This window comes from Paenibacillus sp. FSL W8-0426 (genome assembly GCF_037969725.1).
GTDB lineage: Bacteria > Bacillota > Bacilli > Paenibacillales > Paenibacillaceae > Paenibacillus > Paenibacillus hubeiensis.
Map to the genome: position 1 here is coordinate 1,853,411 of NZ_CP150203.1, position 13,491 is coordinate 1,866,901.

Here is a 13,491-nt window from a genome sequence, read left to right on the forward strand (position 1 = left end):
AAAGGAACCAATGAACGGTTATTACACACCAATCACATACACGGTATCCGAGCAGGAGGAAGGTTGGCTGCTGAAGACGGTACTTCAGCGACGCCTTCACGTATCGCGCAAACTTCTGTCACGACTGAAGCTGACAGAGCACGGCATTATGTTGAATGGAGAGCGAGTGTATATCAGCGTCAAGGTGGCTGCAGGAGATCTCGTCGAAATTCGGATGGAGCAGGAGGAGTCGGATGATATTCTTCCCGAAGAACTGCCTTTTTCCATTTTATATGAGGATGAGCACCTGCTGATCGTAAACAAGGATGCAGGCATCATCGTACATCCTACGCATGGTCACTATACGGGAACGTTGGCGAACGGCGTCGTGCATTATTGGAAAGCCAAAGGCGAACGTGTCCGTTTTCGTCCGGTGCATCGGCTGGATCAGGAAACGTCGGGCGTGCTGGCCATTGCCAAAAATCCGTATGTGCATCAGCATGTGTCGGAACAGATGATAGCAGGCACGGTAGACAAGCGTTATATCGCTTTTGTGCACGGCAGCCCTACCCCAGAAGAAGGGACGATCGACGGTCCGATCGACCGCGACCCCGAGGAGCCGCATCGCCGGATCGTCACGTCGGACGGTTACCCTGCCCGTACGCTCTATAAGACATTAGCGAAATGGGATGGAGGAACGGCGAGCGAAGTGAGCCTTAAGCTGGAAAGCGGCAGGACGCATCAGATTCGCGTGCATATGACGTCGATCCACTGCCCGCTGATCGGGGACAGCATGTACCAAACATTGCCGGACGCGGGCATTGACGCCCGAACGGTGGCCTTGCGAGCTGAGCGGGACGGTTGGATCGATCGGCAGGCTTTGCATGCATGCGAGCTGTCGTTCGAGCATCCGATTTTGCGTAAGCGAATGACGTTCCATGCCCCGCTTCCTGCAGACTTGCAGGATCTGAAGCAGCGCTTGCAGCAAGAGAACGAGAATACGGAGGAACAGGAATCATGAGCCGATTGAAAGTTTATCAATATGCCAAATGCGGCACCTGCCGCAAAGCGGTCAAATGGCTGGAAGGCAAGGGGCACGAGTTGGCATTGGTGCCGATCTTTGACGCCCCTCCTTCCGAGGCGGAACTGAAACAATTCATCGAGCTGAGCGGGCTTGAAGTGAAGAAGTTTTTCAACACCAGCGGTGAGGTCTACAAGGAGCAGCAGCTCAAAGACAAGCTTCCGGGCATGTCGACGGACGAGCAAATTCGTTTGCTTGCATCGAATGGCCGCCTTATCAAACGTCCCATCGTCACGGACGGAACAAAGGTCACTGTTGGATTCAAGGAAGAGACGTTCGAGCAGGTATGGAGTTAGGTTTGAAGCATGCCCTGATCGACAAGACGTTTCCGGTATCGTCCAAAAAACAGGGCTTTTTTGGCTGGCCGCCGCTTGGCGGAACTATGCTATAATGTTAGAATTATAGCGGTCATTTTTTGATATAGAAGACAGGAGAGATTAATTCGAAGTGAATCAACGTAATGAACCTACTTTGTTGCTGGTAGACGGTATGGCAGTGTTGTTCAGGGCGTTCTATGCGACATCTGCGAGCGGATATATCAGACGTACAAAGGCAGGATTGCCGACCAACGCGGTGTACGGGTTTATCCGTTACTTCTGGGATGCGGTCCAGACTTTTGGGCCAAGCCATGTCATCTGCTGCTGGGATATGGGAGGCAAGACGTTTCGCGGTGAGGAATATGCGGCATACAAGGGGAACCGGGCGGAAGCGCCGGATGATCTGATTCCCCAATTTTCGCTGATTCGTGAGGTCATGGACAGTCTTGGCGTTCCGAATATCGGGGCTCAAGGCTTTGAAGCCGACGATTGTATCGGTACCCTCGCCAAATACTACACCGAGCAGAACAACATGAACGTCATGGTGTTGACCGGGGATCATGACATGCTGCAGCTGATCAATGACCGGACAAGCGTGATCATCATGAAAAAGGGACACGGCAATTACATGGTATACACTCCCGATTCCTTGATGGAAGAGAAGCAGCTTGCCCCGCGTCAGATCATTGACATGAAGGGTCTTATGGGCGATGCCAGCGACAATTATCCGGGCGTTCGCGGCATTGGCGAGAAGACGGCGCTCAAACTGGTGCAGGAGTACGGCTCCATTGAGGGAATTTTGGATAATTTGGATCAATTGACGCCTTCGGTCCGGAAAAAGATCGAGAACGATCTGGACATGCTTCATTTATCCCGCAGATTGGCAGAGATTCATTGTGAAGTACCCGTAGCTTGCGCATTGGATGTATGCGAGTTCCAACTTGACCCGGATGCGGTCATGGACAAATTCGAGCAACTTGAGATGAAGAGCCTCGGCTCTTGGATGGGAGTGGCGACAGGTTGAGCAGCATGAACACGCGAGGAATCGGCAAAAAGTGGTGGACCGGGGCAATGGCCCTGATCCTGGCTTTGCCGGTATTATTGTCAGGAGCCGTGGGCGCTCCCGAAACAGCAGAAGCCAAAGCGGCAATCAGCACCAAAGTACAAAAAGTGAAAACGGCAGGACGCACCTTTACGGTGCAAACGGTCAGCATTCCGAAAGGAACGCCGGTGACGGTGGGACTTGCCAAAAAACAAGTGGGACAGACAGCTACGCTGCCATCGATCGTAAAGGCTTACGGTGCGCAAGCCGCGATTAACGGAGCTTTCTTCGAGGCCTATAACGGGGCGCCGGACCCATACGGCATGTTGATTGCCAATAGCAAAGTGATACATATCGGAAGATACGGAACAAGCATCGGTTTCAAAGCGGACGGCACGGCGATCATGGATTCATTGCAGGTGAGCCTGACGGGCAAGGTTACCGGCAAAGACGGCAAGCCGCGCAGCTGGTACGCTACCTTTGTCAACCGCACGCCTGCGGCAGATGCCAACATCAGCATGCTGTATACGCCGGAACGAGGCGGCAAGGTCGGATTCAAAGGCGGGATCGCCGTGGTGATCGAAAAGGGGATCGTGACCAAGAAATTAACAAACAATAACGTCTCCATTCCGAAGAACGGGTCGGTTCTGGTCTTTACAGGCACGCTGAAGTCCATGGCAGACCGTTTTGATGTGGGCTCTGCCGTAGAGATGAACTATAAATACACGAATGCCTCAGGCAAGGAGATTCCTTGGGAAGATGTTGTGACAGCGGTAGGAGCCGGTCCACGTTTGGTAAAAGACGGGAAAGTGGCGGTGAATCCGGTGAGCGAGGGCTTTAAGGATACCAAGATTCTGAACGCTTCAGGCGCTCGAAGCGGAATCGCCATCATGGCGGACGGCTCCGTAATGCTGGCTACCGTTCCGGGAGCCACGATCAAGGAGTGGGCTGCCGTCATGCAGAAGCTTGGAGCCAAACAAGCGATGAACCTGGATGGCGGAGCCTCTTCAGGCCTTTATGCCGGCGGCAAGATGCTGACTTCCCCCGGGCGGTTGCTTAGCAATACCCTTGTATTCGGCGGTTCGGTGAAATAAAACGGAGAAGCATAGGAGGTTGTCATGATGAAGATGACGCATCATCCGAAGTCAGATCAGGCTGGCCCAGCCGTGCTTGCGGTCAACGTTGGGCAGCCCCGGCCATTGCCTGGCCAGAAGCGGGAAGTTTTGAGCGGCATCGTGAAAACGCCCGTGTCGACACAGGTATTCCTGTCGTTCACCGGTTTGGCCGGGGATGGCCAGGCCGACCTGGTGCACCATGGCGGACCGGACAAGGCGCTCTGCGTTTATGACTACAGCCGTTACCCGGCTTTGGAGCAGCTGATGGATCGCAGGCTTGACTGGGGGGCATTTGGTGAAAATCTGACGGTGACGGGCTGTCCGGAAGAAGTGATTCGGATTGGCGACGTGTTTGAACTCGGTGAAGCCGTCGTACAGGTCAGCCAACCGAGGCAGCCATGTTTCAAATTGGGCGCCAGGTATGATTACAAAGAGCTTCCGGTCTATTTTCAGGAAAGCGGGCATACCGGATTTTATTTTCGCGTACTCCGTGAAGGTGAAATCGGCCCTGGCTCGGCGTTTAGACGTGTGACCACGGATGAAACATCGATGACCGTAATGGAAGCCAACCGGATCATGCATCAAGGAAAGCAGGATGCTGCTGCGATGCGTTCGCTTTTGACTATTTCCGCATTGTCGGATAGTTGGAGAGAAACATTGCTCCAAAGGCTGGACAAGCTGGACAAGGAAAACAACTGATGATCTGAATGGGAGCGTGACTGAATTGACGATTTTAGGTGCAATTGAAGCAGGTGGTACCAAATTTGTGTGTGGAATTGGGACAGAGCAAGGCGAGGTGCTTGAACGGGTAAGTTTTCCGACGACAACGCCGGAAGAGACGATGGCTCAAGTCATCGCTTTCTTTGAAGGCAAAGATATCGCGGCGCTTGGGGTAGGATCCTTTGGACCCATCGATCCGATCGAAGGAAGTCCGACCTATGGCTACATTACGACAACGCCAAAACCGCATTGGGGGCAATACAACCTGATCGGCAAACTGAAAGAGCATTTCGACGTGCCAATGACGTTTGATACGGACGTTAACGGGGCAGCATTGGGTGAAGCTACTTGGGGGGCTGCTCAAGGGTTGGACAGCTGCTTGTATATCACCGTGGGGACAGGCATCGGAGCAGGTGCGGTCGTCGGGGGGAAAATGGTTCACGGTTTATCCCACCCGGAGATGGGACATATCGTGGTGCGCCGTCATCCAGAAGATGCGTATGAAGGCTTCTGCCCTTATCACGGCGATTGCCTGGAAGGGTTGGCAGCAGGTCCGGCGATCAACAAACGTTGGGAGCAACCGGCTTATGAACTGTCGCCGGACCATAAGGCGTGGGAGCTCGAAGCCCATTATCTGGCACAGGCATTGATGAACTTTGTGCTGATCCTCTCCCCGCAAAAGATCGTCATGGGTGGCGGGGTCATGAAGCAAGAGCATCTCTTCCCGATGATTCAGGGCAAATTGCAGGAGCTTCTGGCTGGATACGTCCAGCATCCTATGATTCAATCCGAAATCGATCAGTATATCGTTCCGCCTGGACTGGGCGATAACGCAGGCTTGTGCGGTTCGCTTGCGCTTGCGAAATTAGCATTGGAAAAATAGGTTTGTTCTATTTGCAATATAGAAATAATGCCTCTTTTTACCTTCGAAACGGTTGACGAATTTTTCCAATATGGTATGATATGAACAACAGCATAGCACGGTTGATGAGGAAGCACCTCTCTTGCATTACATTGCAGGAGGGGTGCTTTTTGTGCTGCCCATCAGCATGATGGCCTGGCATGGTGTCTGGTTGGCTGTGCTCTGCTACAACATAAGGAGGAGTCCAAGATGGAAATTATTTTCATGAACAGATTAACCAGAATGTTCGAGCAGGAAGAGCAGCCTGCCCAGTTGTGGATCGGTGAAGAAGAGGGAAGCTGGCAGTTGGTGTGGAGCCGTTATGAAGCAGGGGATCGCGAGGATATGGTCTGGTACGAGGGGGATTCATGGGACGAATTGCTGCATGTTTACCGCCATCAGTTGGCTACGCGCATGGGTGAAGGGTATCGACCGCTGCTGCAAGGCTTGTTTCATGACAGCGACGAGTTGAAAGATCGCGGTTATGGCGGACAGCGTCTGCAATGTTACAGCGAATTGCACAGCAATGAGGTGTTGTATGAGGATCTTTGCGCCTGGCGCAGGCAACGAGCCGCTTCGGACCGCAAAGCCCCGTATTTTATCGCGACGAATCGCTTGCTCCGCATGATTAGCGCATATGTTCCTCAAACGTTGGAGGAGTTGATGCAGCTTCCTGGCGTGGGCGAAAGCAAAGCGTCCGAATACGGCCAAGAGTGGCTCGAGCATACGCATGGCATGCAGCGATCTCATGATTTTCCGCTCGATTGGGTATATGCCGCGCTCAAGGAAGAAGAATACGAGAGTTGGCTGTACAAACAGAAGGAGCATAAATACAAGCAGGAACTGGAAAAATTTACGACGCGCAAACAGGTGCTTGAAGGCATGAAAGAAGGACTTACTTTGGAAGAGATCGTCAATCGGTCCGGTTTGTCGCGCAGGGAACTGATTGAATGGCTTGAAATTTTGGATGACGAAGGATACGACACGGATTCCTTGCTGGATGCCGAACTGGCCGTGATGCCCGAGGAAGAACAGGAAGCAGTGTGGAATGCGTATGAAGTGCTTGGCGATTCGTTTCTTAAACCTGTGATGCAGAAAGTATATGGCCCGGACAGACCTAGCGGAACGAATTTGGAGCAAGTGTACGAGCGTTTGCGCATGATTCGCATTCGTTTTCGCCGCTCTGCAGAAACCGCGAAAAATGCAGGATAACACCGGGAGAACGGAAACGGGAGGGGTGTTGTGACGGAGGCAAAAAAAAGACGAGGCATACCCGAAACCAGGGCTGCCTCGTCGACCGCTTGACAGTTGCATAGGTTGTTCAAATCCAGTCTTTTTTGCGGAAAATAAAGAACATGCTCAAACCTAAAGTAATCATGATGCCGATGACGACGAAATAACCATATTTCCAATCGAGCTCAGGCATGTTCGTGAAGTTCATGCCGTAAATTCCGGTAATGACCGTCAGCGGCATAAATACCGTCGTAATGGCGGTAAACACACGCATGATCTCATTCGCGCGGTTGGCGATGCTGGATTGATAGGCTTCGCGCAAGTTGCCCATCAGATCCCGGTACGTTTCGAATGTCTCCGATATTTTAACGGCGTTCTCGTAGATGTCGCTGAAATATTTCTGCAGCTGATCATCGATGAGACGCAAATCTTTTTTGTTCAGCGTATTGATGACCTCTTTCTGAGGTCCCAGCACTTTTTTCAACCATAAAATCTCACTGCGAAGCCCGATGATTTCGTTCAGGTGGGATTTTTTGGTGTGCATCAGAATGTCTTCCTCGAGCTTCTCGATGCGGGCCTCGATCCGATCGCCCACCGTGAAGTAATTGTCGACGATCAAGTCGATCAACAAGTACAAGAAACGGTCCGGCGTGTTGGCTTCCTGTTCCCATAAGATGGGCTTCAGTGTACGCAGCTCGCTGACCTTTTGTTTGGTCACGCTTATAATGAAATGTCTGCCCAAAAACAGGTTGACAGCCCGCAAGAAGATTTCTTCATCATCGAATCGAATGCTGTTAATGACGATAAAATAATGATTTTCGTAAATTTCGATTTTTGGACGCTGTTCGTCCTCGCTAAGGCAGTCCTCCACCGCCAGGTCATGGATCATGAACAGGGGCTGGAGCACCGCCAAATCGTCAACGTCTGCATCGATCCAGTAGAATCCCTCTGCTGGTGGCGTCAGCGTTTGTTCAATATCGTCCACCGGGATAAATACACCGTTGTTTACCAACCGGATTTTCATCGTTATCCACTCCTTCTGCACCCGCCACTATGGCGGATCACTCTTGAATTAGGGCGCAAAGGAACAGATCAGCCGGTCGGCAGCGGGGTCTGGAGATCAGACGGGATGACTTGGTATCCAAACGGAATAAACGTCCCGCTGCCGGCATGCTGATGTCAATTCACTATGCAGTTTGCTGGAACTCGTCTGCCAATCAGGCCTCGGGTCGCCATCCATTGAATATGTCACCTCTCACATAAGGGTATGCAACACTTGTCTAGTATACCGCTCGTACATGGTGCTTTCAAGCGTAAAAATGTGTCGATTTTGGCGCCACACAGCAGTCTATGAATGTAGGGAACAAACGGTTCCGCTTCATAAAAACAGACCTGCAAACATATGCTTGACGAGTAGGCGTTATTGTTTTAAAGTATACGTTAAACATGCTATCAACAATTGAATACGGCGAAATCTTATCAAGAGTAGGTGGAGGGACTGGCCCGATGAAACCCGGCAACCGGCGGCATAACCGCACGGTGCTAATTCTTGCAGCGACTAAGTGCACATACATTGAGGCACTGTTGTTACTGAGAGATGAGAGAGGCGCATATCCGTTTTACATATGACCTTTCTCGGAGTCCGAGGAAGGTCTTTGTTATAATTATCGGAATGACTGGGCTTTGGGCATCCGATTGTTCTGGTATATGCACCGACTTCTCAGCACTGATTTTCGCTAAGCAATTTAAGGCTGTCCCGTAGACGACAAGGGCTGCATGTGGACATTGCGTCTGCGCTCGGAGACCAGCTCTTGGCAGCTAAGCCTGCATCTATCTATGCTTAAGGAGGAGTTACACACCATGCCGATCAAAATACCAGATGCCTTGCCCGCAAAGGAAGTGCTTGCGGGAGAGAACATTTTCGTAATGGATGAATCGTCTGCTTACAAGCAGGATATTCGCCCATTGCGCATTGCTATTTTAAACCTGATGCCGACCAAAGAAACAACGGAAACCCAATTGCTCCGCCTTGTGGGGAATACGCCGATTCAGGTGGACATCGTGCTGGTGCATCCGAAATCCCATACCTCCAAAAACACGTCTCAGGAATATCTCAACCTGTTCTACAAAACGTTTGACGAGATTGAGCATCGCCGTTTCGACGGCATGATCATTACCGGCGCCCCAGTGGAACAGATGGATTTCGAAGACGTGAACTATTGGAAGGAAATCCAGGAGATTTTCGAATGGACCAAAACCAACGTTACGTCGACCATGCATATATGTTGGGCTTCGCAGGCGGGTTTGTATCATCATTTTGACGTGCCGAAAATTCCGCTGGCCGAAAAATGCTTCGGCGTTTTCCCGCACACGGTGAACAAATCCCATGTTCCGCTCCTGCGCGGATTTGACGAAGTGTTCAACATCCCGCATTCCCGCCATACGGAAGTACGGCGCGAAGACATTTTGAAAAACGACAATCTCGAAATTTTGTCCGAGTCGGAGGAGGCAGGCGTGTTCCTGGTAGCCACCAAGGACGGCAAGCAAATTTTCGTGACAGGCCATGCCGAATACGATCCTCTTTCGCTGAAATGGGAATATGATCGTGATGTGGCCAAAGGATTGAACATCGATCCGCCGAAACATTACTTCCCGAATGACGACCCTTCCCGTGTTCCTCCGGCAACCTGGCGGGCGCATGCAAACTTATTATTCTCTAATTGGCTCAATTACTATGTGTATCAGGAAACCCCTTACGATATTGGTCCGCAAATTTAATTGTGATAACAGGAGGATGCAGCAATGGAAGATAACAAGCTGAAAATTGAAAGTCGACTGGCCCAAATCGGGTCCGTCAATGAACCGGTCACGGGCGCGGTGAATTTTCCGATCTATCAATCAACGGCGTTCCGCCATCCAAAGCTGGGGCAGAGCACCGGGTTCGATTATATCCGCACGACCAATCCGACCCGCAAAGTGTTGGAGGAAGCAGCAGCTGCATTGGAATCCGGCGATGCCGGGTTTGCGTGTAGTTCGGGCATGGCTGCCCTGCAAACGATCTTCTCCCTGTTCGGACAGGGGGATCACCTAATCGTGTCGCTGGACCTGTATGGCGGAACGTATCGCCTGCTGGAACGGATTTTATCCCGGTTCGGCGTAACAGCCAGCTATGTAGATACCACTGACCTCGCGGCGCTTGAAGAAGTGCGCAAACCGAATACAAAGGCGGTATTCATTGAAACACCGACAAACCCGCTGATGATGATCACAGATATAGAGGCCGTTAGTGCTTGGGCGAAAAGCCATGGTCTGTTGACCATCGTCGATAATACGCTCTTGACGCCGTTCTTCCAACGTCCGATTGAGCTTGGAGCCGACATCGTCATCCACAGCGCGACCAAATATTTGGGCGGTCACAATGACGTGCTTGCCGGTCTGATCGTAACGAAAGGCGAGCAATTGTCTGCCGAAATGGCATTCCTGCATAACTCCATCGGTGCCGTGTTGTCCCCGAGCGATTCTTACCAGTTGATGAGAGGGATGAAAACGCTGGCTCTCCGCATGGAACGCCATGAGCACAACGCGTTGACGATTGCGAAGTATTTGCTGGAGCATCCCGCAGTGGCCGAAGTGTTCCATCCCGGTCTGTCGGATCATCCAGGCCATGAGCTGCAAAACAAACAGTCCAGCGGTAACACGGGGATTTTCTCCTTCAAGGTTAAGGATGCCCGTTATGTAGAGCCAGTCCTGCGCCATATCAAGCTGATCGCTTTTGCCGAAAGCCTGGGCGGGGTCGAATCGTTGATGACGTATCCTACCGTGCAGACACATGCCGACATCCCGCTTGAAATCCGCGACGCCGTCGGCGTGGATGACCGTTTGCTTCGCTTCTCGGTCGGCATCGAGCATGTGGATGACCTGATTGCCGACCTGGGCGGTGCGCTTGAGGCAGCGCAGCGCGAAGTTGAAGGAGGGGAAAGCCATGAGTGAGCAGAATCATAACGGGAACGAACAGGCAAGCCGGCTGAAATTCGATACCAAATTGCTCCATTTCGGCGATGAGGTGGACAAGGCCACCGGCGCATCCAGCGTGCCGATTTATCAGGCTTCGACGTTCCATCATTTCGATATTCACAATCCGCCGCAGCATGACTACTCCCGTTCGGGCAACCCGACACGCCAGGCGCTGGAAGATTATATTGCGCTGCTGGAAGGCGGCGTACGAGGCTTTGCCTATTCATCGGGCATGGCGGCGATCTCCAGCGTGTTTATGATGTTTTCTGCCGGGGACCATGTCATCGTGACGGAAGACGTATACGGCGGCACTTACCGCCTGCTGACGTCCATTTTGAACCGGATGAACATTGAGACGACATTCGTGGACATGACGAACCTCGGCGAGGTGAAGGCGGCAATCAAGCCAAACACCAAAGCAGTATATATTGAAACACCGTCCAACCCGACGCTGAAAATTACCGACATCGGCGCGGTAGCTTCATGGGCTCAGGAAAACAACCTGATCAGCATTTTGGACAACACGTTTATGACACCTTATTACCAGCGCCCGATCGAGCTTGGCGTTGATATCGTGGTGCACAGTGCGACCAAGTTTCTGGGGGGACACAGTGACGTGCTGGCAGGTCTTGCCGTTGCGCGTACGGATTCGCTGGGACGTCAGTTGAAGCAGCTGCAAAACGGTCTGGGAACCGTTCTTGGCGTACAGGAATCGTGGCTGCTCATGCGTGGGATGAAAACGCTGGGCGCACGCATGGCGCACAGCGAACAGAGCACGGCCAAACTGGCCGCATGGCTCAGCGGACGCAGTGACATCGAGGCCGTCTTCTATCCAGGGCTGCAGGAGCATCCCGGCCGCGAAGTGCATGAGCGTCAATCGACCGGATATGGAGCCGTTGTATCCTTTGACGTAGGGTCCGGTGAGCGTGCCAAAGCCGTATTGAACCGCGTGAAACTTCCAATTGTTGCCGTGAGTCTCGGAGCGGTCGAAAGCATCCTGTCCTATCCTGCGATGATGTCGCATGCCGCCATGCCTGCCGAAGTACGGCGTGATCGCGGCATTACGGACGGATTGCTCCGGTTCTCCGTCGGGCTTGAGGATATCGAAGACCTGATTACAGATCTGGATCAGGCATTACGGGGGTAAGTTTATTGGGATTTATCGAGGCAGAGGATTATATCCAAGCATTGGAGCGTTATATCGAAGCAACGAATACGCATGATTTCCAAAATGTTAGACAGCTGCTGCACCCCAATGCGGTTTATTGGTTCTCGGATAAAACGTGTACATCGCCAGAAGAGATCCAGGCTTATTTTGAACATGCCTGGGATATGATCAAGGAAGAGGTCTACTCTGCAGCAGATGTCCAATGGATTGCCGTTGACGGGAATACGGCGACCTGCGTTTACCAATATAAATATGAAGGATATTTGCAGGGGAAATTGGTCAAGGGCAGTGGACGGGCAACCAATGTCTTCATTAAAGATACGGAACTAGGCTGGAAACTGATCCACGAACATTTAAGCAGCATTCCTGGGTAACGGAACCTCGGAATACGATGCTCTTTGGGGAAGTATTCCAACTGTTTCAGGCAATTTCAGGGCTCAAGCATCGCTGCCATTATCGCGTCTTTTGAATATTCATATTTTTACTTATTTTTAAAGCACCTTATTCATAAGGTGCTTTTTTTCACATGTAACCTGTGTTACGATAGATAGAGCATTAACGAACTGCGATGTTGCCACCAGAACTTGCCTATATATGAAACGCATTTTGCAATTGCATCCAATGATCGATATGCAGGTTGGCCTGCTGCAAAATGCCATTGAACAAGTCGGGACGGATCGTGATCATATTTCTCTTCATGAGGGAGGCTTTTCACAATGAGTACGGTAGACCGTATCCTAGATAAAGCCCTTCGGGGCGAACGTTTGGATCTGGAAGACACGATTCAGCTGTTTGAATCGAACGAGATCGACAAAATCGGGGCTGCTGCCAATGTTATCATGAAACGCATGCATCCCGAGCCTTACAGAACTTTCGTCATTGGGCGTAACGTCAACTACACCAACGTGTGCGACGTCTACTGCCGTTTTTGTGCTTTCTATCGCCGGCCGGGTTCGGATGAAGGCTATGTGCTTCCGGATGAGGTGATTTTCCAGAAAATTCAGGAAACCGTTGACGTTAACGGCACCGAAATTTTGATGCAGGGCGGCACCAACCCCAATCTGCCATTCAGCTATTACACCAATTTGCTCAAAGCGATCAAGGAGCGTTTCCCTGAAATTACGATGCACTCCTTCTCGCCGGCTGAAATCCGCAAAATGGTCGAAGTGTCGGACGGCCTGACATTGGAAGAGGTTATGCGGGAGATTCATGCTGCCGGACTGGATTCCTTGCCTGGCGGCGGAGCGGAAATCCTCGATGATCGGACTCGCCGCAAAATCAGCCGCCTGAAAGGTTCCTGGCGGGATTGGATGGACGTCATGCAGACGGCTCACCGCATCGGCATGAACACAACCGCAACGATGGTGATCGGGTTGGGCGAAACGATGGAAGAGCGTGCGCTGCACTTGATGCGCGTCCGCGAAGCACAGGATGAATGCATCGCGAACAACTATGATTCCGAAGGTTTTCTGGCCTTTATTCCATGGACCTTCCAGCCGGATAACACAAATCTGAAGCTGGAACGCCAAACGCCGGAAGAGTACTTGAAAACGGTCGCGATCAGCCGCCTCGTGCTCGACAACATCAAAAATATCCAGTCCTCCTGGGTAACGATGGGACCGGAAATCGGCAAAAAATCGCTGGAATTCGGATGTAACGATTTCGGCAGCACGATGATTGAAGAAAACGTCGTTTCTGCCGCAGGTGCGACATATAAGGTCAACATTGGCTCCATTTTGCAGCTGATTCGCGAATCCGGCTATATTCCGGCACAGCGTAATACCAAATATGAAATCCTGCGCATGTTCGACGAAGAACAGAATGCGGTAGAGCATGATTTCGTGATGCAAAACTAGGATGTAAACGTCATTATAATATCTTCCGGCCCGCCTTTTTCTCTTCAAGAGAAGGGGCGGGTTTT

General features: G+C 51.6%; 13 protein-coding genes and 1 riboswitch. Of the genes, 12 read left to right on the top strand and 1 reads right to left on the bottom strand.

Going from position 1 to position 13,491, the window contains the following annotated elements; all coding sequences use genetic code 11:
* The first annotated feature begins 10 nt into the window (after window positions 1-10).
* The 7 genes from MKY59_RS08520 (at window position 11) to MKY59_RS08550 (ending at window position 6,367) form a co-directional block, all read left to right on the top strand.
* Window positions 11-1,000, top strand: a complete 990-nt coding sequence (locus MKY59_RS08520) for an RluA family pseudouridine synthase (RefSeq protein ID WP_236415929.1) — start codon at window positions 11-13, stop codon at window positions 998-1,000.
* Window positions 997-1,356 carry an arsenate reductase family protein gene (locus MKY59_RS08525; protein WP_236415928.1) on the top strand — a complete coding sequence of 120 codons (360 nt, stop codon included), beginning with the start codon at window positions 997-999 and terminating at the stop codon, window positions 1,354-1,356. Before MKY59_RS08520 ends, MKY59_RS08525 begins: the two co-directional genes overlap by 4 nt.
* Before the next feature lie 151 nt (window positions 1,357-1,507).
* Window positions 1,508-2,401, top strand: a complete 894-nt coding sequence (locus MKY59_RS08530) for a 5'-3' exonuclease H3TH domain-containing protein (protein ID WP_339277092.1) — start codon at window positions 1,508-1,510, stop codon at window positions 2,399-2,401.
* A gap of 5 nt (window positions 2,402-2,406) precedes the next feature.
* Window positions 2,407-3,513, top strand: a complete 1,107-nt coding sequence (locus MKY59_RS08535) for a phosphodiester glycosidase family protein (protein ID WP_339278355.1) — start codon at window positions 2,407-2,409, stop codon at window positions 3,511-3,513.
* 27 nt (window positions 3,514-3,540) lie between these two features.
* Window positions 3,541-4,233 (top strand): MOSC domain-containing protein, encoded by a 693-nt coding sequence (locus tag MKY59_RS08540; RefSeq protein ID WP_339278356.1) that lies wholly within the window; start codon window positions 3,541-3,543, stop codon window positions 4,231-4,233.
* A gap of 25 nt (window positions 4,234-4,258) precedes the next feature.
* Entirely contained in the window at window positions 4,259-5,137 is an 879-nt protein-coding gene (locus MKY59_RS08545; RefSeq protein ID WP_290371448.1) for an ROK family protein, read from the top strand.
* A gap of 228 nt (window positions 5,138-5,365) precedes the next feature.
* Window positions 5,366-6,367, top strand: coding sequence for an HRDC domain-containing protein (locus tag MKY59_RS08550; RefSeq protein ID WP_339277094.1), 1,002 nt, complete (start codon window positions 5,366-5,368; stop codon window positions 6,365-6,367).
* Between the two features lie 109 nt (window positions 6,368-6,476).
* On the opposite strand, the gene corA is transcribed toward MKY59_RS08550, so the two are convergent.
* The gene (corA, locus tag MKY59_RS08555; RefSeq protein WP_236415924.1) at window positions 6,477-7,412 is read right to left on the bottom strand and encodes a magnesium/cobalt transporter CorA; all 936 of its coding nucleotides are present in this window, start codon (window positions 7,410-7,412) and stop codon (window positions 6,477-6,479) included.
* Window positions 7,413-7,861: 449 nt separating this feature from the next.
* Window positions 7,862-7,992: riboswitch (SAM riboswitch) on the top strand.
* 256 nt (window positions 7,993-8,248) lie between these two features.
* Here corA and metA point away from each other — a divergent pair.
* The 5 genes from metA (at window position 8,249) to mqnC (ending at window position 13,426) form a co-directional block, all read left to right on the top strand.
* Window positions 8,249-9,166: a homoserine O-succinyltransferase gene (metA, locus tag MKY59_RS08560; RefSeq protein WP_236415923.1), complete on the top strand. Its 918-nt coding sequence runs from the start codon at window positions 8,249-8,251 to the stop codon at window positions 9,164-9,166.
* Window positions 9,167-9,190: 24 nt separating this feature from the next.
* Window positions 9,191-10,378 (top strand): PLP-dependent transferase, encoded by a 1,188-nt coding sequence (locus MKY59_RS08565; protein WP_339277097.1) that lies wholly within the window; start codon window positions 9,191-9,193, stop codon window positions 10,376-10,378.
* On the top strand, window positions 10,371-11,549 hold the full coding sequence (locus tag MKY59_RS08570) for an aminotransferase class I/II-fold pyridoxal phosphate-dependent enzyme (RefSeq protein ID WP_339277100.1): 1,179 nt from the start codon (window positions 10,371-10,373) through the stop codon (window positions 11,547-11,549). Before MKY59_RS08565 ends, MKY59_RS08570 begins: the two co-directional genes overlap by 8 nt.
* A gap of 5 nt (window positions 11,550-11,554) precedes the next feature.
* Window positions 11,555-11,944, top strand: a complete 390-nt coding sequence (locus MKY59_RS08575) for a nuclear transport factor 2 family protein (RefSeq protein ID WP_236415916.1) — start codon at window positions 11,555-11,557, stop codon at window positions 11,942-11,944.
* 342 nt (window positions 11,945-12,286) lie between these two features.
* On the top strand, window positions 12,287-13,426 hold the full coding sequence (mqnC, locus tag MKY59_RS08580) for a cyclic dehypoxanthinyl futalosine synthase (RefSeq protein WP_236415914.1): 1,140 nt from the start codon (window positions 12,287-12,289) through the stop codon (window positions 13,424-13,426).
* Window positions 13,427-13,491: the final 65 nt, after the last annotated feature.

Coding starts and splice junctions, on each gene's coding strand:
- MKY59_RS08535 (WP_339278355.1), top strand. CDS start 2,407: ATGAACACGCGAGGAATCGGCAAAAAGTGGTGGACCGGGGCAATGGCC.
- MKY59_RS08565 (WP_339277097.1), top strand. CDS start 9,191: ATGGAAGATAACAAGCTGAAAATTGAAAGTCGACTGGCCCAAATCGGG.
- MKY59_RS08570 (WP_339277100.1), top strand. CDS start 10,371: ATGAGTGAGCAGAATCATAACGGGAACGAACAGGCAAGCCGGCTGAAA.
- MKY59_RS08520 (WP_236415929.1), top strand. CDS start 11: ATGAACGGTTATTACACACCAATCACATACACGGTATCCGAGCAGGAG.
- mqnC (WP_236415914.1), top strand. CDS start 12,287: ATGAGTACGGTAGACCGTATCCTAGATAAAGCCCTTCGGGGCGAACGT.
- MKY59_RS08540 (WP_339278356.1), top strand. CDS start 3,541: ATGAAGATGACGCATCATCCGAAGTCAGATCAGGCTGGCCCAGCCGTG.
- corA (WP_236415924.1), bottom strand. CDS start 7,412: ATGAAAATCCGGTTGGTAAACAACGGTGTATTTATCCCGGTGGACGAT.
- metA (WP_236415923.1), top strand. CDS start 8,249: ATGCCGATCAAAATACCAGATGCCTTGCCCGCAAAGGAAGTGCTTGCG.
- MKY59_RS08525 (WP_236415928.1), top strand. CDS start 997: ATGAGCCGATTGAAAGTTTATCAATATGCCAAATGCGGCACCTGCCGC.
- MKY59_RS08550 (WP_339277094.1), top strand. CDS start 5,366: ATGGAAATTATTTTCATGAACAGATTAACCAGAATGTTCGAGCAGGAA.